Origin of the sequence: Mycoplasma anseris ATCC 49234, from assembly GCF_000702805.1 — a bacterium.
Classification (GTDB): domain Bacteria; phylum Bacillota_I; class Bacilli_A; order Mycoplasmatales; family Metamycoplasmataceae; genus Metamycoplasma; species Metamycoplasma anseris.
Map to the genome: position 1 here is coordinate 1 of NZ_JNJX01000001.1, position 21,385 is coordinate 21,385.

Sequence of the window (21,385 nt, forward strand, 5' to 3'; positions counted from 1 at the left end):
CCCAACAACTAATATACCAATTAAACTACCAAAATTAAAAGCTACATCAGCAGAAGCTTCATTAGCAGACCCTGCGGCCAAAAGCATAATAGCAAAGACAGCAACAACAATAAATAATATAAATGATATTGGGCCTATAACTAAGCTTGCTATTGATAGTTTTCTTGATGTACTATTCATTAGCAACCCTCCTTTCCTTGTTAATAGGCCTAATTATATCTTTTTTTTTTTTTTTTGGAAAAGGCGCTTTGAATATCAAACAAAAACAAAAATTATTGAATTAAAGGTAATTTTTTAAAGAAAAACAAATTACATTTAAATTAGTTATTGCTTTTTTAGTATCAACAAATAATTAAATAATAAAACTGCCTAATAGCAGTCTTAATTCTCTTTTTACTCTTTATTTACTTTTAAAATAATTTATAATGATTAAAATACTACTGATAATTAGACAAATATTACTTAATATAGCACAAATAGAAAAACCATAAATTGCTCTTGATTCAAGAAATAAATATGGTTTGAATAAGAAAATAGCAAGAATAGATCGGGTTATTACAAATAAAATTAATAATGAAATACCTAAAAATAAAGATATGGCTTGATATTTTTGTAAATAGTGGATTTCGGTATCAATTGGCTCGACTTTTTTTAATGCAAAAATACTTATGAAATAAGCAAATAACCCAATAAAAATGATGCCAAGAATTAAATTTGCTATCGCTAACTTACAATGTCTTTGGTTCATAATTATTTTGCCACCTTAAAATAACAAACATCGCCATCTTGCATTAAATAGTTACGCCCTTCCAAGTTGATTTTTCCATTTTCACGACAACCTTTTTCGCCATTAAATTCTATATAGTCTTCATATTTAATAACTTCAGCTTTAACAAATTTCTTTTCAAAGTCAGTGTGAATAATACCAGCACATTCCGCTGCATTTTGACCTTTTTTAAAAACTCATGCTCTAGCTTCTATTTCCCCGGCTGTAAAATAAGTTGCCTGATCTAATAAATAAAAACTTTTTTTAATAATATTATCAATTCCCGATTCTTCAATATTATATCCATTTAAGAAAGTTAATTTTTCTTCTTCATCAAATTGACTTACTTCATATTCCAATTTAATGCAAATTGGAATAATAATTTCATTTTGGTTTTCTAAATATTCTTTTAGAACTTGAAAATGTTTTGCTTCATTAATATTTTTAAAATTATTAGTATCCAAATTAGCTACATAAATAGTTGGCTTTGCTGTTAATAATTGATACGGTTTGATAATAGCTTGTTCTTCAGGAAGAAGAACCATGTTTTTAACCATGATTTCATTTTGCAAGGCTTCTTTAATTTTTAAAACAACACTATATTCGAATTTCAATTCTTTATCATTAGTATTTTGGGCTTTTTTCCCAATTCGATTAATAACATTTTCAATAGTTTGTAAATCAGCAAAAATTAATTCCAAATTAATAATCTTCATATCATCAATTGGATTAATTCTATTGCTTACATGCACAACATCTTCATTTTCGAAACATCGCACTACATGTACAATTGCATCTACTTCTCTTATATTAGCTAAAAATTTATTTCCTAAGCCCTCACCTTTGGAGGCTCCTTCCACTAGTCCTGCAATATCTACAAATTGAAATGTGGCTGGTACAATCTTTTTAGTGTTCACGATTTTTGCCAATTCATATAATCTCTTATCTTTTAAATTGACAACTGCTATATTTGGTTCAATTGTTGTAAAAGCATAATTAGCTGATTCAGCTTCATTTAAAGTAAGTGCTGAAAATAAGGTCGACTTACCAACATTAGGCAATCCAACTATACCTGCTTTTAAAGACATATAATCTCCTTATTGTTTTTTTAATAAAATAATTTTAACATTTCAAATGGCCGTTTTAATTATAAGAAATAGCATTTATAATTTTAGAATTTTTATTTAGATTTTTTATCAAAATTAAGATAATTGGAGATAGGACATTTTAATTTTATCCTTTATTAACATTTTCATTACCATATCAAATCTAAACTATAGGACAAAAAAATAGCAAAATTATAACAATTTGCTATTTTTGTTTAAGAAACATTGAATCTAAATTATTGTTGTAAAATTTTCACAAGATTTCAAACTCTTGAAATATCAATGGTTTTCTTTTCACCATTATTAGAAATAAATTTAATAGGGCTTTGGGAATTAGGAATAAATGAACCTATAAACCCAGATTGATACATTTTATTTTCTTCATTCCATATTCAATTACTTTTAAGTAAATCTTCATTTGTGAAAAAATCTAAGTTAAAGAATATTGAATTTAAAATTAAATCTCTATCAATACATTCTTTAATTAAAATTAATTGCTCTTTTAAAAACAGAATATCTTCGTTTTGTAAAGTTTTAAAATCATTTGTTTCAATTGCTTTTTCAATTATTGTTTTAATTTCAATTGCCATTTCATTTGATTTAGCTAAAATATTTGTTTTTATTCCTTCATTAAGCTCAGTAATAAATTGGCGCTTTAAATTTAACAATTCTTCTTCATTCATTAATTTTTCATAATAAACTTCATTCCGCATTTCATTAATTATTGTTAAATATTTATTAAATATTTTACTCAAAAAGGTTCATTTTAACTCTTCGTTTTTATACAAATTGTTTTCATAAACATTAAATTCTTCTCTTCCATACCCAAACATGAAAGAATTCAAGTCAGAAATAAAATATGTTGAAATTACATCGTAATATTTGGATTTGTTAATAAATTCTGCATTCAATTTTGCTATTAAATTTCTTCTTCTAATATCATATCTATTGAAGTAAATATCATTGGTTGACTTGTATGACTCAATGTATTGAGATATCTTATCTGTTGTATTTAATAGGTCTGTTAAAGATGTATCATTATAATTTAATGCATTAAATAAACCTACAAAAGCATTGTAATTATTTTTATATTCTTGTAAGTATTCATCTAATATTTGATCATTCATTGTGTCTTCTAAATATGAAAAACCTAAATTTTTCATTACATAAAGAACAACATTTGAACGTAATTTGTTTATTTTATTTAATAATAAAATTGCTGAATCATAAATTTTCTTCAATTTGACTTTATAATCTTTTTCATCAATATTTTTAGAAGTAGAAATTAAATTAGTAAATGAATTAGTAATTCTCTTTGAATCAGATATGGCATCAATAATTTGTTGTTTTAAATCTAAATTACTATTTAAATTATTTGATTGAATAGTGTCTTCTAAAAATGTATTGGCAGTTTTTATATGTGAAATAATACTATGGGTGTCAAAATTTTCTTGTAAATCTATTTGTTCTCCCAATTCTGATTTAATTGTATTAATATATTTTTCTAAATCACTAAATAAATCTTTATAAGCATTTGAATTTGAAAAACGTTCAACAACATTTAAAGATTTTCAATCAGCCAATTTTTGTTTGAAATCATCATTTATTTTTTTTGTTGTATCAGAGACTAAATTATTATCAATATAATCAGAAATACTTAAATATTTGTTAAAAATATTTAAATCTTCAGGATATTTTATTGAAATTTCATCTTCTAATTGTTTCATTTTTTTAAAAATGTTAGTGATTTCATCATATTTTTTTAATGTTGTCAAAAAGTCATCATTATAATCAATTTTTGGAAATGTTATATCTGGAAGAAATTTAGCATACTTAAATGTTAAGTTATCATACACATTATTAATTTTGAAATTATTAATTATTTCATTTATTTTTGCATTAGTCTTATCTGCTATCAATTTTTTATAAAATTTAATTTTTTCATCTTTGTTTAATAACAAAGAATTATATGAATTTTGATTAATATAAATTTTTGGTCTTTCGTAATTACTAATATCATGCTTTATTTTGTTTGCTTCATTATTTAATCACTTATAATTTGAAATTTGATTTAAAATCTTTTTCTCTTCATCAGTGTTTAAGGATGTCTTGCTAATTAAAGTTGCAAATGTCGCTGCTGTTAATCCTAATGTAGATATAGCTAAAAGGCTGTATAATAATTTTCTCTTTTTCATTTTTTTATTCCTTTCTTAACTAATTAATTAGATGATGAAGCATCAATTGATTCCTTATTTTTCATAGCATCTTCAAATGATTTAGTAATTATTGCATTCAAATGATCAAATTCATTAATGTCATTTATGTTTATATTTAATTTAGAAATAACATCATTTAAAATACTATCTAATTCATTCTTAATTGCGAGATATTTACCATTATGTTCTTCATTGCTCAAATCAGTATAATTAGGGTTTTGCATAATTGCATTAATTTTTTCAAATATTTTATTAATTTCTATTGAGTTATTTTTTCATAATTCAAACTTAGAAATTAATTCGTTTATATTTTGTAGAGATATTTCTTTTATATTTAAGATTAATGAATTGCCAAACATTTGTTTAACCCTTGGATCTAAAGAAGTGAATGAGTTTTCAATGTCATATTTTAGTTTATATAATTTTTCGACCGGATCTTTTAATGATATCAATTCTAATTTTGCATGTAGATAATTATTTGTTTCTTTTAATTCATTAAATGAAATATTATCAAGATTAATTTTGTTACTATTTTCAACTATTTCAGTTACTATAGAATCTAATTCAGTTAAATAGACATTATCTTTCAACGTTGAAGAAAAATTTGAAAGATCATAAGTCACATTTTTAATACTTGATTTTAGCGTTGAAACATCTTCCATTCTATTGCTTCTTTTACTACTTGCTATTTTTGAAGCATCACTCAATTCAGCAATTCTGTTTTCAACTTCTGTTTTACTTATATTATAAGAAAGGTTTGAAGACACTTTTTTATTAATTATTGTTTCAAATTCATCTTTGATATCTGAAAGGCTTGGGTCAGAATATAATGGAAGCTCCTCATTGATAATATGAGAATATAAATCATTTAACTTATGAATTTCTTGAATCTTTTGTTCTTCATATGTATCTATAACTCAATAAAATTTCATTCAATTTTGTTTTATAAGAAGATAAGGCTGAATTATTTTTGATATTTTCTAGGTTTACATTTTGTATAAATGTTTTTAGAGGCTTTAACAAATCTATTTTTTCAGTATCCTTAATTACATCTATTAATCACAAGTAAGTGTTTTTGACATTCTCCATTTTCTCAACAAAATTTTTCTTTTCAATTTGAAAATCAATTTCTTCTTTATCTAAAATCAAAGATTCAAAAGCTTTATTAAATAAATCAATCTTTTTGGAAATATCTAAATAAGTTGAAGTTGATTCTAAGCTATTTAATATGTTGTCAATTGTGTTTTTAAAAGTAATATATGCTGATTTATATTTTTCTAATTCACTTTCACTATCAATTAATTTTTCTGCTTTAGATATTTTTTGATTCAAAGAAGAACGCAAATGTTTAACAATTAATTCTACTATCGCAACTCGACGCGATTCTAACATTGTCATTTTTTTGTGAATTTCTGAATTCGAATTAGATTTATTAATAAAATCAATTGTTGTTGAACCAATATTTTGAAATTGAGAAATTGAATCAGTTAATTCTTTATTAATATTTAAGAAATTGTTAAACTCAATTTGATATTTTTTAATTAAATCAATCATTTGATTTTTCTTATTTTTAAAATTAATCTTTATTGCACTAATAGTTATTATTGGTGCAACAACTACTACTGATCCTGCAATTCCTAATCCAATTGCTAATTTTTTTCGTTTCATTTTCTTGTTTTCACTCATATGAATGTTTTCCTTTATTTAAAATGTTTATTTATTATTAATTTTAACTCAATTTACAAAAAAAAAAAAAAAAACGATTCTTTAAAAAAGATATTCGTTTTCAATAAAATTTATTGAATTTAGTTCATCTGAAATTATAGATAGCATTCACTTGTTTTATTTTAAAATTATTGATGTCTAAATTAACCATGTAAATGCTATTTTAATTATTAATAGTTGATATGACTTAAAATGGCTTATTCATCAGGAGAAAATTCCATTTTTTTGAACATAATTTGATTTTATAAAACTCTTTAATATTAACTAAAATTTTTGACCGTGTCAAAAATAAGGTGCTTGCTCTATCGCTGTTTTAAAAGTTATTTATCACAACAAAAACTATTACTCATTCGGGTGGTAGTTTTTTTATTACTCAAAATTGAAAATCGAACACTAAAAAACAAAAAAATAAAAATCCCCGTCAGCAGGGATATTTGTTGAATTTAGGTTCCTCACAAACCTACATATATTTTACCATAAAAAAGGTTTGTTTCAATAAAAAAGGAAGGAAATTTTATGAGTAGAGTATATGAAATAATGAATGATGCTAATGAATATCACAAATTTCTAAATAAGTGAGAACAAGAAAAATTATTTAGTGATTTATGTTCTAAAAGAAAATATTTGAAGGTAGATGCTAATCAATTTTTCAAATATGAAGGATTAATTAAATTTAATTTGAGATATTCAGTAGTGAAAAAATTACAAAAAAGACAAAATGCTTTTTTAGTTTTATTAGTAATTTTGATTATGAGAAAATTATCAAAAAGAAATTTTTTATTCAAAAGTGAATTTAGTCATTTTGGAATTTCTAATTTCCGTTTAGAACACGGATTAAGAGATTTAAAAAAATTAGGCATTGTCTCATGTGAGGGACATAAATGAATGATTACTAAAACTGTGGTTAAAAATAATGGTTCAATAAGTAATGTTCTAAAAATTAAATCAATTAATCAAATTTTCCAAGCGCTTTACAATGGAATTACTGGCTTAATTGCATTAAACCGTTTCAATTTCTTTGTTGGAAAGCAAAAGAAAAATAAAATAGTTAATTTAACTATAAGTAATGTGGGTTTTGGGATAAATGATTACAAAATAAATGATTTTATTACAGTACTAAATTTATCTTTATTAACCCAATTGAGAAAATTAACCATTTTTATAGAGAGAAAATACGATAGGGCTAAGAAAAGTTTTGTTTCAGTTAGACATATCCAAATCTACCAAGCAAAATTTTAATAAATAAAAGTAAGGGGGTTTTGTTTGGAAAACTTATTTTTCGCTATGCCTAAAAATTGTTATTTGCTTTAAGAATATAAAAAAATAACAAATAATTATTCACTTTTACTATAACTAAGCAAAAAACAACACTTAAAAAAGTAAGGGAATAAATAAAAGTATAAAAAATAGATTTGAGATATAAGAATAGTAAATATAAATTTTTATTTTATTTATTTATACGTATGAATGAATGCATGCGAGAAAGAGAGAAATATGAATAAAATCAAAATGTCTGGATTCCTATATAAAGTAGGTGAACTTCATGATAATAATTCAGCGCAATATATTAAATGTGTTTTAGCAATAAGGGATAAAGATAAAAAAGATATTCAATTCTTTGACTTAGTTGCTTTTAACGAAGAAGCAGAAAAAATTTCTGATTTTCATAAGGAACACAAAAAGGCGATGATTAAAGTTGAAGGAAAACTTAAAAAGAATGTTTATACATCAATTAAAGACAATACAAGACGAAGTTTTGTGGAAGTATTAATTAATAAAGTTGATTTATTTGAACTTAAACAAGATAAAGAGTATAAAAATGAAAAATACTTTAAACTAGCTGAAGAACTTTCTTCTGAAAAAGAAAAAGAAGAAATAGATAAAGGAATATCAAAAGATGATTTTCAATTAGAGTTTTAGATTATGTCTTCTTTAATTATTTTTAAACCAAATAATAATATAGGTTTTAGTAGAGGAATTGATGCTTATAGTACTAATCCATATTTAAAAGAAATTGGTAATAAAAATTTAACTTATTTTAAAACTGGTGGTTTTATTGATTATATAACCCGTGATGAGGCTTGCTTTAATTACGAAGGTGAAATGCCTACTTTCGATAGTGATAAAGAGGCTTTAAATTGATTTAATAGCCATACAAAGAAATTTAATATTTTAAATAATGAAACAAACATTAATAGTGGTTTATTTTGATATTCAAACGACAAAAAGCAATTTATTAATGTTGAAAAAAGTTTTGTTAAAAAAGAATTAGGTTTAATGGAAGAAGAACAATACATTTGAGACACTCATTTAAGTTTTGGTGAATTTGGAATTACTAAACGAATTTTTGATCATAGAAAAATATCTAAACTATTAGTTCAAAATTTAGATTATTTCTTTCATCGCAATAATTTGTCCTTAAATAATTTAAATGTTATTTTTGCCATCCATGCAAATACTAAAAATCCGCATATTCATTTAGCTTTTTGAGAAAAACAAAGAAGTTTGGTCTATCCAAATAAGTCCAATTTAAGTTTTAAAAAAGACGGTTTTATCAAAATTAGTGAATTTAAAAAATTTGCCGCTGTTATTGAGCAAAAACTTTTGGATGAACAAAAATATGAAATTTATCAAAATCATGTAAAAGAATTAAGAGATTTAAAAATTGATTTAAGAAATTTATTTAAACAAGATCAAGAAATTAAGGATTTGGAACACTTAGCAATGAGATTTAATGAGTTAAGAAAACCAAATGCCTTGAACTATAAAACATTAAATAAAGAAGCCAAAGCAGTTATAAATGAAATGATTGAAATGAATATTAGAACTAATCCAGAATTAGAAAACTTATTTAATGATTTTATTAATACTAAATTAATTATTCTAAATGATTCAGACGGTTCAATCTTTATGAAAGAACATAAATATGAAATGATTAAAAAAGAAGAATCAGAATTATGAAATGGTTTAGGAAACGCAATGATAAAAAAAATCAAAGAAGGTCAATTGAGCAAAACAGAAAATATATCATTAAAAAATAAAAATCGAAATATTTTAATATTAAAGAAGCGAATGAAAACCAAAAAGCCATTTAAAACTCCTTTCCTTTCTGATAAAAATCACTTTAATAATGAAATTGAAAAGATTATTCTAAAACAAAGAAGAGAGGCGCTAAATAAATTTTTAGAATTTGAAAGACTTTATGAAAAATAGAGAAAATCATTTGAATAATAGTGGATGAAAAACTTTTAAAATCTTTTGTTTTGTTTTAGGATTTAATCTTATTTCAATTCTTGTGATTGGGATTATTTGCTTCTTTTGAAAACATTATTCTAAACTTAATTCAATTATTTCTCAAAATCAATTTTGAAACTTTTTAGGTAATACTTTTCAAGAGTGCTGATGAATAATATTGATTGCTTTGATCATTATCGATATTATATTTGCCTTTATCTTTATTGCTCTTCCTAAGCTAAAAACACGGTTTAATAAAGCAAATCATGATAAGAATGATGTATGGCTTTATAACCAAGTGAAGAATATTGGTGATAAAAATATCTTTGTTCAAAAATATTTAGTTAAAAATCCTTTTTCTAATAAAAACAAAGGTGAACCAGGTTGAGTAATCAGTGCTACTAATAACAAAGCATATGTTTTAAGACAAAACCAAACTTTAATTTTAGGCGGTTCTGGGTCCGGAAAAACCCAAAAGGTTATAATTCCCTCTATTTATTACAATATGTGCTTAAAAGACGAAATTAAACCCCATATGGTGGTTTCTGACTTGAAAGGAGAACTTAGCGCTATTTTCACTAAACCACTTTCAAATAAAGGATATAACGTTTTAGTATTAGATTTAATTAATCCAAGAAATTCTATGGGTTGGGCAATGTTAGGCACCATTTGAGATTTAACTTTTCAAGATCCAAACCATATAAATTTCAACTTCTCATTTAAACAAATTGATTTATTAATAAGAAGTTTAAAAGAGTGAAATTTAAGTAGTGAAAATAATTTCTGGGATTTTGGAGCAATTCAACTTTTATATTCTGGTTTAGCATTTATGTTGCTATATGGTTATTATTATCCAAATGAATTTACAAAAGAAGATTTTACCTTTAATAATCTATTGGTATTTTTAGAAATTCAAAACTTTCAAAATGGTAATTGATTTAACAAGATATTTTATCGCAAAGATTTAGTTAGTGATGCATTTATAATTCGTGATATTGTAGTTGGTTATCGCAATTCACCAACAAAACAATTATCAGGTCAAATTGGTATTGCAGTTCAAGCGATTATCCCTTTTATTCAAGATAAGGAATTAAATGATGTGATAAATACATCCGAAATAGAATTTATCAATTTGTTTAAAGAAAATAAACCATTTGCTATTTTTCTTAAAGTTCCTGAAAATGATGAGTCTAGACATGTTATTATTTTCAACTTTATTCAATCTTTATATATGGCAGCAACAAGTTTTGCTGAAAAGAATGAATTAGGTAAATTAGAACGGCAATTATTATTCTTATTGGATGAATTTGGAAATATTCCAGCCATATCATCAATGCAAACAAAATTATCTGTTGCAAGAGGAAGAGGAATTTTTTTTGCTTGTGTTTTACAATCAATTAATCAATTGGAAATTAAATACGAAAAATCATCAAAAACAATTAAAGACGTTTTCAATAGTTGAATTTTCTTAGGTGGAATCAACAATAGAGAAACATTAAATGAAATATCTCAATTAATTGGGAAAGAAAAATATACCAAAACTTCCACAACTACATCAGTTAATAATAGCAGTGAGACATCTTCGACACAAGAAAGAGAGGCTATTGGGATTGCTGAACTACAAAAACTTCCTAAGGACGAGATTATAGTTTTGCAAAAACAAGAAAAATCCTTGTGATTAAAAATTAAATTTGCTTATCAATATTTAAAATACGACGTTAAAGCTGGCTTGTCATATTTAAGCAACCATATAAAACCTAAAATTATTAAAACTTTTGATTTTTATATGGAGAAGGAAGCTGAAACATCAGCGGATGAAACTGAAAACAAGGAAAAACAAAAGACAAACCCTACAAATCTAATGAAAATTAATAGAAATAAAGAAAAAAAATTATGAAATTTCTATAACAAACATAGCGAACAAATTTTTGGAGATTTGGGTGATTCAGAATTCAAAGCATTAGTTGAGAAATCAAAATTAGAAGAACTACCCCTTTTAGAAAAAATAAAACTTAATAAATATTTTTTAAAACTAAATGATGCATATGAAAAAGCAAATAAAAAGAAAGAACAGGATCAATTCGAAAGAGAATTAGAAGATATTTATACCACGTATTTAAAAGAGGCAACTGAAAATGAAGATACTAAATTATTAAAATCAGAAGATGTGGAAGATTCTAATTTGGATGTTAATACTTAATGAAAGAAATTAGATTATTTGAAGCATTTGCTGGGATTGGTAGTCAATTAAAGGCATTAAAAAATCTAAAGAAGAATTTGGATATTGAAATTATTCCAGTTGGAGCAATTGAGTTTTACATTGATGCGATAGTTTCATACATGATTATCCACTATGGAACTTTAAAACCATCTAATCTAGAAAAACAACAAATGGTTGAAACACTAAATAAATATTGTTTTAGTAATGATAGTAAAACTATTATTAATAAATATTATTTTTCTAATATTAAGTTAAATAAATTACAAAAGATTTTCCCTTATTTATATGCTTATGTTGATAATGAATATTTAAACAAAGTTTATAAGTTAAATTCTAAATGAGAAGGTTTCACTGATATTAATCAATTTTTCAAATTACCTAATAATATTGATATCTTAACCTATTCATTCCCATGTCAGGACTTATCACAACAAGGCAAGCAAAAAGGAATAATTAAGGGGAATCGAAGTGGATTACTTTATGAAATTGAAAGAATCCTAAAAACAAGCATTAATAGCCTACCAAAATGCTTAGTTTTAGAAAATGTAAAAGCATTAACTTCTAAGAGATTTTTTAAAGATTTTAATAATTGAATAAATGTTTTGGATGAACTTGGATACAAATCAAAATGATCTGTTTTAAATGCAAGTGAATTTGGTAGTTCACAAAATCGAGAAAGAGTATTTCTTGTTTCTTTATTAAAGTCAAATCCTAATGAATTTCATTTTCCAAAGTCATTTAAACATAAAAATTCATTATCAAGAATTATAGATATGAATGATAACCACATTAATTGTTCTCATTTGCTAAATCATAGTTTTGCGGAATTTAAAACAAGCAATCAAGGAATAATAAAATCCACATTATTAAATTACACTTCATTTAATAGTGAATCATATATTTATAAACCAGATTTATTTGGTCCTACTTTAACAGCATCTGGTGCTAATAGTAGAATCAAAATTTATGATGAAAAGAGAAATAAATTATTCTACATGAATGCTATTGAGGTATACCAATACATGGGTTTTGATAAGGAAGATGCTTTAAAAGTCAAACAAACTGAAATACTTCCTGAAAATAAAATGATTTTTACATGTGGAAATTCCATAAGTGTTGAAGTTCTTGAAGCATTATTTCAGGAGGTAATAAAATGTCTTTAAAAAGAAGAAAGTTAAAGATATTTGAGGCTTTTGCCGGGATTGGAGCGCAACATAAAGCAATTAGTTTATTAAATCAAAACAGTCCTATTAATTTTGAAGTTGTAGGTGTTTCTGATTGAGATATTAAAGCCACTATTGCTTATGCTGCTATTCATCACAATTTACATCCTAATAATGTAAGAAGAATTTTAGATGTAAATAACATTACTGATGTAAATTCATATTTAAATGATAAGGTATATTCCAATGATTCAAAATCTTCTACTAATTTACAATTCAAATCAAAACAGTTAAAAGAAATTCTTACTGTTGCTGATATACTGAATAACAATACAAGTGATATTAGAAATTTAAGTGGGAAAACAATTGATGACTTAGAAGTTCATATCTTAACCTATTCATTCCCATGTCAGGGTCTTTCCTTGGCTAATATGGGAAGAGATAAAGGAATTAAAGATGTTTCTTTCACTTCTCATTTAATTTGAGAAATAGCCAGAATCTTAAAAGAGACAAGTCATAAACCAAAATATCTAATACTTGAAAATGTGAAATCATTAGTTCAAAAATATGGAATCGAATATCAAGAATGATTAAATCAATTAGATGAATTAGGTTATAGGACTTTTACAGGTATCTTTAATGGTTTAGAACATAGTTCATTACAACGAAGAGAAAGAGTATTTGCCTTATCTATTAGAAAGGAAATTAATGTTCCTTTTAAAGATGATAATGAATTTAGCAATTATGTTAATCAAAAAGGAAAACCAATTCCAGAAAATCTAAAAGAAGATGAATGACTATCAATATTTGATATTAAAAATAATTTTAACGAAGAAGCAAAAAGTGTCTTAATCAATAACACACCTTCAAGACTAAGAATGATAAATCAAGGAATTGATTTAAGTGATATTGAATTAAATAGACAAAGAAAATTCATAATTAATACCCTAACTACAAAACAGGATCGAATTCCTTTTTTAGGGTATATAAAAATGAAGAACCATTTTAAAAATAAATTGCCATATCGGTTCATAACACCAAGAGAGGCTTATTTGGTAATGGGTTTTTCAAACAAAGATTTTAATAAATTAATTCCCTTCATTAAAAAAGGGATATTAGACAATAATTGTCTATGAAGACAAGCAGGAAATTCTATTCTAGTAAATGTCTTAAAAAGTTTGTTTCAGACAATTATTGATATTGAAAGCAACAACCAAAAGGAGATGAAATGACTTTCTGAGAAAAAGTAGAAAAGTTTTCTTATGAAATTAAACCTGTAATTGATTCTAATTTCAAAGAATATGCCAATGATTTAGGATATTATAGAATTGATGATCTAAATGAATATTTAGACACCCAATTTAATTTCAATGCTAAGGAATTAAATGACCTTGATATTGCTTACTGTGTGCAATTTAAAAGACCGGGTTGAGAATTTTATCAATTAAGTCCTTACTATGGTGAAACCAAACCAATTTCAATTCAAGACCTAAAAAAGTGTATGCATGAAACTTTTGGTGATGAATTTGATTATTATTGAAACACAAACTTTAATGAAAGAAAATTTAATGTTTATGAGGTGTTAAGAGATTTTTATTATGCTGATAATCATAGTCAAGCACTTAACGAATTTGAAATATATACCAAAGAAGATCTTGAAATGATAATCCCGGAAAAAATTTGAAATAATGCAGATAAAGCAATTGCTTATCAAACTGTTGCTAATTCAGCGATGGCAAATGCTGATTGGGTTTTATTAAAAGAAGATTGGACTTTTAAAGAATATGTCTGAGATCGGGAATTAGATGAATTAGCATTTGACTTCATCAAAGAATTTTCTCAAGATATTAGAGCAATGAAAATCAATCATATAGCAATGTTATTAGAAAAATATGATTTACAAAAGCAAATTGATTTAGAAAATTTGGGTTATAGTGAAAAAGAAGTTGAAGCATTTTATAAAGAAAATGATAAAGAAAAAGAATTAGTAAAAGAACTTGAATTAGGAATTTAGTTAAGAATGAATTTTAAAATAATTGATGATTATTTGCTTTTAAAAAACATTTCCTTAAAAAAGAAACCAGAAATTGAAAAATTGTTTTTATTAACAATCCTATTGGGCAAAAAAATTTATAGCATAAAGGACTATAAAATTGTTAAGGAATGTAAGATGACTTATTACATGGTGAAACAATTATTACCTGATATCATTGGCTATTTAGAAACACTTTATGGTAGCAAATTAGATTATTTCTTTGAAGATGAAAACCAAATTATTGAGCAATGATGCAAAATAATTAAAATAAAGTAGTTAAAGAGAAGTAAAATTAAGATAGGTGCAGTGTAGGTATGCTTATGCATATGTATGCGGATAATACGTATATATATGAATGTTGCTTGGGTGCTTGAATGAATAATTGTATTAATGAGCGCTCATGCAATAGCATTCATATTATTTAGGCATTCATACACACATATGTGGGAGAAAAGATGAGACTAAGTGAAATAAATGACAAGAATTTTGCAATTGTAAGAATTTTTGAAAATCGCGCATTAAAAATTGAAAATGTGTTTCGTAAGTATAAAGAAGCAATTGAAGAATTAGAGACAAATGAAACCAAATATAATAATGCTGATTACGTCATTATTCAATTGAAATATTTAAAATTTAAGCCAAAATTGCTATAAGAAAGAGGTTAAATAAATATGAAGAAAAAAATGATTTTAGGGATACTATCAGGAGTGATGCTAAGTACTGCTCCATTGATAACTATGAGTTGTTTTAATCCGATAATAAATGATGATCATCATGAAAGACCTAAACCGAAACCAGAGCCAAAACCTAATCCAGGACCTGGTGGCGAAAACTTCCCTTTTAAACCGAATACTGATAAAGCAAATGAAGAACATTATTCATTATGAACTTCAATGTTATCAGAAATGCCAGATCATAACAATGATGAAAAGCCATTTGGAATGGATAAAAGTTTGGGATATGTATTAGGTTTAGGGAAATACCGAAATGCAGATAAAACACCTTTTTCAACTGAGGAAGTACAGCAGAGATTAATGGATGCTAAAAACAAGGTAAAAGATATTCCAGATAAAATTGAAATTATGTCTTCAAATGGACATTATCTGGATAAAAAGCCATATAGAAAGCAAAGCAGTAAGTTTGATCAAACTTTTGAGGAATATAAAAAACTTTGAGGAGCAAAAAATATTCAAATTGAGGATTGATTAAGATGAAATCAATTTACTATTAGTAGAACTTTGGAGGATGACACTTTATACCCTAATTGAACTGAAAATGATTGAGCAGTTCTAGTAATCTTTAATGGTGAAATTTGAAAACTTTATACTTCAATGTATGAAAAAGACAACGATTTATTAAATTCAAGTAGTATGATTAGTTCATTTTTAACTAAGTATTGTGATTTAATGTTAAATCTAATGAAGGAATTAACTAATAATAATCTTTCAATCAAAGAACAAATCGGCCCTGAAACTAAGAGATTAATTAATAGTGTAATTACAAGTGCCACTGAATTTTTGAACAAAGATGAACACCTTTTAATTGAAATGGGTAATCCTAAAAATATCGAGAGATATTTCTTTGAAATTGGAAGTTCTGAACTTGAATATGAACCAGGATGAAGATTCAATCGAATTGTACAATTATTAAATGAGTTTTTAATCCCATTAGGACTTGCTTCCGGAGTATATGCAAATGTTAATGAAACACCATTTTGAAAAGTATATGAAAAAGAAGCAATATGATATCCTAAATACCTTTTTGGTAAGCAAGATGTAAATACAGGGATATGAGTTAATACTTTAAAAAGAGATATTGATATCCCAAAAGCAATGGAAGCATTAAGAAAGTTTGCGAAAAATGAAGTTTCCTTTGATTTAAGATTCAATGATAATATTGAATAAAAAATTTTGTTTTTGAGTGTTTTATTAAAAAATAAGTAAATATAAAAAACTATCACGTCTATTTATATAAATAAGACGATATTTTTGTTTATTACAATAAACAAAGAAATTATGAAAGGAATTTTTATATTATGTTTGATAAAATAACCAATAAATTAAATAGCCTTGTAATGTCGGATGAATCAGGAAGAGTAATTGAAACTGTAAAGACACAAGGAAAAGAACTAATTAATTTAGTTGGAAAATGAGGAAGTATTGTCTGTGCAATTTTAGTTGTAATTGCCTTTATCGGGGCAATCATATGTTCAGCTGCAGTTGGGGCTAAAATGAATGCAAGTAAAGATGAAGAAGAAGTTAAAAAATTAAAAGCAAAAATAAGATGAGCATGAATTGGAGTAGGAATATCTGTTGGAATTTTTGCCTTATTCGGAATCTTGTTAGCAACTGCGGCAGCCATCATTGGATGAAGTTAATTTAAATCGGATGAATTTATGAAAGGTTTAAGTGTTATTACAAGTGGCTTAGGAATGGTTATTCTGGGTCCATTTGTATATTTGTTCTTTGGTTTAATTTGAGGAATATTAGTTAGTTTCCCATTTGCAATTTTAGATGGTTTGTTCTACCTTATTGATTTGGTGGGCTTCAAGATGCTCCATTATATGATTTATGGATCATTTGATTCAGTGCAATTAAGTATTCATTCATTACCCATTGCCTTTTTAGGAATTGTAATTATTTGTGTTCCATTAATATGTTTCGCAATTATCGGAGTTGCTATTAAATTTCATATTAAAAAAGGAACAGAAGAAAACCAAAAAAGTTTTAAAGAATCTTTAAGACAAATTTTACCGGCTATAGGTTGAATTGTAGCTATTCCCTTGATTATTTTTATACTTAACTTATTTATGATTTTAATTACAAATTTAATTAATAAAGCTATAACACTAACTGATGATAACATAAACCTATCAGTTGTGAAAAAGATTTATTTACAGTTAAATTCTGAATGACCTGAATTACAAAAGAATTTAATTCAAAAAGGAGCGTTTTTAGCACCGGGATTTTTGGAATTCTATAAAGCTGCTTTAAACTTTACTGATTCAGGTCCAAGTAGTATTGATATTGCTTTCTCACTAATTAAAAATGCAATAGTTGGTTGAGTGAGTTTAAGTTTCTTGGGTGGAGTTTTAGTATCTAGTTTAGTTAAAACTTTACAACTCTATTTCTTATTTATTATTTCACCATTTGTGGCCACTTCATCAATTGTTGATGGAGGTAAAAATTTACATAAATGAAAAGAAATGTTTATGCAAAAAGCATTAGCAATTCTAACCCAATTATCTGCTTTTCAATTCTATTTAATTTTTATAACTGGAATTAATCGTTATACCAATGAAGGAGCAATAAATAAATTCTTTGAAAATAGATCTGGCTTTAATAAAGAATGAATCAGGATGACGATTCAAATTGTTCTTTATTCAGGAACAGCCATTGCTGTAAAGACACTTTCCAATGTTGTGGTTGCTTTTATTGGTGAAGCAACTACTAATGATGATTTTAAAATGATGATGGCACCATTTAAAAAAGGAGCCCAATTAGCAATGGGTGTTGGAGTTGCTACTGCAGCAGTTGCTTCTGGTGGTGCAACATTAGGTGCTACCGCCGCTAAGGGTGGAATGTCGGCAATTGGGGGCACAATTGGTAAGGGAATATTAGGCATTAAAAAAGGCATTCATAATGCAAAAATGCAACAAAGTGGAATGAGTACTGAAATGGTCAAAACATTTAATTCTTCTGGAACAAACAAAGATGATTTAAGATCAAGAAAGGAAACCTTTAATGAGGCAAAATCATTATCAAAAGGAGTTGAAGGAACCGGAAATGAAAACGATACCTTCAAAACATTTACAAATTCAGAAGATATGACTAAGAGTTTTGCCAACAACATTACAAATTATGATAAAGAAATCAAATTTAATGAAAGACAATTGGCTGATTTAGAAGCTAAAAATGCTAAAACCTTAGAAGATGTTAATAAAATCTCATTTATGAAATCACAAATTAATGATATGAAAACAAGACGTGATCATTATATTAATAGAAGTAGAGAATTATTAAATAGATTGAACTTTGATCAAACTTATCTTAACCAAGCAGTAGCCGATATAAGAAGGGGACAAAAATAATGTATCAAAATCGTAAATTAAATACAACAAGAATGACTATTTTTAGAGATTTCACAGTTTTTGATTTTCTAATTATGATGGTGATATTAGGATTAGCCTTTGTTTTAGGTTTTGCAATCAACGAAAAATTAAGTATTTGATTTAAGTTATTGATTAGCATTGGAATTATTCTAAGCACCTTTTGAATTTTAATTAAATCAAAAAAACATAATTGTAGATATTACCTATTATTATTTAGAGCATTGAAGTTCTGAATTCAGATTCGTAAATATGGTGAAAAAACCAAGTTTGATACTGAATTATTAATCCCATATATCAAATTAAAAGAAAACCAAGTTTTAGAAGTTGAAAATGGTCATAGCAATTCTTATGTAGCAGGGTTTAGAATTAAAGGTTTTAATATCTTTACAGAAGATGAAGAAGATCGAATTGCTTATATGGAACAATTAATTTCTATTTTTAACCAATTAACTTTTAAAATCACCTTAATTAAAACAACAGAAGCAATGAACTTAAAAAAGAATATTAAATATACTGAGGATTTAATACTTAGTTCTCAAAGGATTAAGGAAAATGATAGTGTAAGAAATTATTTTCAGCATAATTTGTATGATTTAACCAATCTGGATAGTGCTAAAAATACTAATTTCTATTATTTAATGTTTTATGCTAATGATGAAAATCTTTTAAAAGAACGTCAAGAAGAACTATTTAGTTTATTTCAAAATGCAAAATTGAAATTGGAAAACATTTCCAAAATTGAATTTATGAAATTAATAGCAATGTCTTTTGGTAAAGATATCTCAATCAGCGATATTCAACATTTTATTAATACCAAAGGAGAAAATGTTTTAAATAAGACAAAACCAACCAAAACTATAAAAAGAAAGGTTAATTTTGCACAAAGTATTAAGCATTTCTTTACTTATGGTTTTGCAAAACCTAAAAATGTTGAATTCTTCATTGAAAAAGATAATGAATTAATCAAATTCCTAAAACCAAAGAAAATGGAATTTAAAAAGTCATATTGTTGCGTGGATAATTATTTTATGAGTTTTCAAAGTTTTAATGAATTTAATAGTCTTTCAATTAATCACGGATGAACATCATTATTGAATGATACACCATCAACAGTAATGATTAATTTAGAACCTTTAAATGATGAAAGAAAACAAAAATTATTAGACAAAACTGCAATGATTATCAGTACTAATGCTGAGGGAGATCGTTCTCGTTATCGTAATTCAAGAAAAAGACTTGATATTCAGGTAATTGAAGATTTAATTGAGCAAATTAATGTTCAAAAAATGAATGTCTTTAATATGAGTGTTCTATTGATTAATAAAGGAAAAAGTTTAGAAGAACTAAAAAACGTCGAAAAAATCAATAAAACTGTTTTTGCTAATGCTTCTATGCAAATCAATCCAAATATTTTCCTTCAAAAAGAAGCATATGCTAATACTAATTTTATTACTAAAGATTTCTTGAAAAACAATTTAGAAATCAGTTCAAGAAATTTCATTTATGGATGATTATGGACAAATAATGAGTTAAATGATAGTAATAATTTTATATTAGGTTTTAATGGTTCCTCCGGTTCACCTATCATTTTTGATATTTTTAAGAAAACAAAAGATAGAACTTCTTTCTCAATGGCTTTATTAGGGTTATCGGGGGTAGGAAAATCTGCCTTAACTGAAAAATTTATTTGAAATCAATATATGGCAGGAAATGAAGTAATTGTTTTTGATCCCCAAAGAGAATATGGAGATATATGCAAAAAACTAAATGGAAACCTAATTGAATTAGGCAGAGGACATGATACTAAGATAAATCCTTTACAAATTGATATTCAATTTACTGATGATTTAAACGAGAGTTTTAAGAACACAATTATCATTAATCAAAATATTAAAAAGATTAGAGAATTCTTTAACTTACTTTATCCAGATTTAAATGAAAGGTATTTTAGAGTTTTAGATTTAACTTTATCTGCTTTCTTTGATAGTTTAGGCTACTATGATCCAAAAACAAAATTTAATGAATTAAAAAATAAAGATTATAAGACTATAAGTGATTATTTAAAATTCTTAGATGAATTTAAATTTGATAATCATATTGAAGATCAATTATTAAGACCATTATTAGAAGAATGAAAACTAACTTTAAAATATGATTTTGAAAATCATGGTAAATATGAACACTTATATAATGGCTATACCACAATTAATTTAGATAATGACTTAAATATATTAGATACCTATAACTTAGATGTTAAGAACCAAAATAGTTCAACACAAGGCGCTTTATATTTAATTCTTTCCTTTGTACAAAATAGAATTACTAACAACTATTTCTTTAATAAAGAACAAAACAAGAAAATCATTCTTTTTGTTGATGAAGCGCATAAGTTTATCGATCCAATTAATATGGCTTCTTTAAGATTCTTATTTGATACTGTTAAAACTATTCGTAAATATAATGGTTCTTTAATTCTAACCACTCAAAATTTAAGTGATTTTAGACAAAACCTAAACGTAAGTGGATTATCACAGGCCTTATTTGATAACTTGGCTTATACAGGCATTTTTAAGTTAAATCAAAAGGATATTGATTTAGTTGATGAAATGTATAGAGCAAGAGGAGGATTAACTAAATCTGAGAAAGTTTTTTTAGCAACTGCTGGAATTGGAGAATTAATTTTTAATGTTGATAATAGTACAAGATTTATTGTTGATACTTATTACAATGATTTTGAAAAATCACAGATCTTTAAAAAGGGGGATGGTAAATTATGAAATGCTGATGATTATTAAAGAGAAAGGAAGA

Annotated in this window: 19 protein-coding genes; 13 read left to right on the top strand and 6 right to left on the bottom strand. The window is 25.5% G+C overall.

What is annotated here, in order from left to right; genetic code table 4:
- The 6 genes from T401_RS0100005 to T401_RS0100030 all read right to left on the bottom strand — a co-directional run.
- A partial coding sequence (locus T401_RS0100005; protein WP_033178450.1) for a hypothetical protein occupies positions 1–180 on the bottom strand: 180 nt, incomplete at its 3' end.
- A 220-nt stretch (positions 181–400) separates the two neighbouring features.
- Positions 401–748: a hypothetical protein gene (locus T401_RS0100010; RefSeq protein ID WP_033178451.1), complete on the bottom strand. Its 348-nt coding sequence runs from the start codon at positions 746–748 to the stop codon at positions 401–403.
- A gap of 2 nt (positions 749–750) precedes the next feature.
- A complete protein-coding gene (gene ychF, locus T401_RS0100015) occupies positions 751–1,854 on the bottom strand; it encodes a redox-regulated ATPase YchF (protein ID WP_033178452.1) in 1,104 nt (367 codons plus the stop codon).
- A 254-nt stretch (positions 1,855–2,108) separates the two neighbouring features.
- On the bottom strand, positions 2,109–4,067 hold the full coding sequence (locus T401_RS06125) for a hypothetical protein (protein WP_033178453.1): 1,959 nt from the start codon (positions 4,065–4,067) through the stop codon (positions 2,109–2,111).
- 23 nt (positions 4,068–4,090) lie between these two features.
- On the bottom strand, positions 4,091–5,020 hold the full coding sequence (locus T401_RS06130; RefSeq protein WP_033178454.1) for a hypothetical protein: 930 nt from the start codon (positions 5,018–5,020) through the stop codon (positions 4,091–4,093).
- Positions 4,962–5,774, bottom strand: coding sequence for a hypothetical protein (locus tag T401_RS0100030; protein ID WP_033178455.1), 813 nt, complete (start codon positions 5,772–5,774; stop codon positions 4,962–4,964). Before T401_RS0100030 ends, T401_RS06130 begins: the two co-directional genes overlap by 59 nt.
- Before the next feature lie 555 nt (positions 5,775–6,329).
- Between T401_RS0100030 and T401_RS06135 the strand changes: the two genes are divergently transcribed.
- The 13 genes from T401_RS06135 to T401_RS06170 all read left to right on the top strand — a co-directional run bounded on the left by T401_RS06135 (position 6,330) and on the right by T401_RS06170 (position 21,372).
- A complete protein-coding gene (locus T401_RS06135; RefSeq protein WP_033178456.1) occupies positions 6,330–7,052 on the top strand; it encodes a hypothetical protein in 723 nt (240 codons plus the stop codon).
- 255 nt (positions 7,053–7,307) lie between these two features.
- Positions 7,308–7,733 carry a single-stranded DNA-binding protein gene (locus T401_RS0100040; RefSeq protein ID WP_033178457.1) on the top strand — a complete coding sequence of 142 codons (426 nt, stop codon included), beginning with the start codon at positions 7,308–7,310 and terminating at the stop codon, positions 7,731–7,733.
- Between the two features lie 3 nt (positions 7,734–7,736).
- Positions 7,737–9,026 carry a relaxase MobL gene (mobL, locus tag T401_RS06140; RefSeq protein WP_033178458.1) on the top strand — a complete coding sequence of 430 codons (1,290 nt, stop codon included), beginning with the start codon at positions 7,737–7,739 and terminating at the stop codon, positions 9,024–9,026.
- Complete coding sequence (locus T401_RS0100050) at positions 9,016–11,247, top strand: type IV secretory system conjugative DNA transfer family protein (protein ID WP_033178459.1); 2,232 nt, start codon at positions 9,016–9,018, stop codon at positions 11,245–11,247. Before mobL ends, T401_RS0100050 begins: the two co-directional genes overlap by 11 nt.
- Complete coding sequence (dcm_N, locus tag T401_RS03395; RefSeq protein ID WP_112702616.1) at positions 11,247–12,431, top strand: DNA (cytosine-5-)-methyltransferase N-terminal subunit; 1,185 nt, start codon at positions 11,247–11,249, stop codon at positions 12,429–12,431. The genes T401_RS0100050 and dcm_N overlap by 1 nt, the downstream gene beginning before the upstream one ends.
- Positions 12,422–13,681 carry a DNA (cytosine-5-)-methyltransferase gene (gene dcm, locus T401_RS06145; protein WP_033178460.1) on the top strand — a complete coding sequence of 420 codons (1,260 nt, stop codon included), beginning with the start codon at positions 12,422–12,424 and terminating at the stop codon, positions 13,679–13,681. The genes dcm_N and dcm overlap by 10 nt, the downstream gene beginning before the upstream one ends.
- Positions 13,660–14,445, top strand: a complete 786-nt coding sequence (locus T401_RS06150; protein WP_033178461.1) for a hypothetical protein — start codon at positions 13,660–13,662, stop codon at positions 14,443–14,445. Before dcm ends, T401_RS06150 begins: the two co-directional genes overlap by 22 nt.
- A gap of 6 nt (positions 14,446–14,451) precedes the next feature.
- Complete coding sequence (locus T401_RS0100070; protein ID WP_033178462.1) at positions 14,452–14,742, top strand: hypothetical protein; 291 nt, start codon at positions 14,452–14,454, stop codon at positions 14,740–14,742.
- Positions 14,743–14,921: 179 nt separating this feature from the next.
- On the top strand, positions 14,922–15,119 hold the full coding sequence (locus T401_RS0100075) for a hypothetical protein (protein WP_033178463.1): 198 nt from the start codon (positions 14,922–14,924) through the stop codon (positions 15,117–15,119).
- Between the two features lie 18 nt (positions 15,120–15,137).
- Positions 15,138–16,370 carry a hypothetical protein gene (locus T401_RS06155; protein WP_033178464.1) on the top strand — a complete coding sequence of 411 codons (1,233 nt, stop codon included), beginning with the start codon at positions 15,138–15,140 and terminating at the stop codon, positions 16,368–16,370.
- A 131-nt stretch (positions 16,371–16,501) separates the two neighbouring features.
- Positions 16,502–16,843, top strand: coding sequence for an Mbov_0395 family pilin-like conjugal transfer protein (locus T401_RS06160; protein WP_033178465.1), 342 nt, complete (start codon positions 16,502–16,504; stop codon positions 16,841–16,843).
- An 18-nt stretch (positions 16,844–16,861) separates the two neighbouring features.
- Positions 16,862–18,556 carry an Mbov_0396 family ICE element transmembrane protein gene (locus T401_RS06165; protein ID WP_033178466.1) on the top strand — a complete coding sequence of 565 codons (1,695 nt, stop codon included), beginning with the start codon at positions 16,862–16,864 and terminating at the stop codon, positions 18,554–18,556.
- Positions 18,556–21,372 (top strand): Mbov_0397 family ICE element conjugal transfer ATPase, encoded by a 2,817-nt coding sequence (locus T401_RS06170; RefSeq protein WP_033178467.1) that lies wholly within the window; start codon positions 18,556–18,558, stop codon positions 21,370–21,372. Before T401_RS06165 ends, T401_RS06170 begins: the two co-directional genes overlap by 1 nt.
- Positions 21,373–21,385 lie beyond the last annotated feature (13 nt).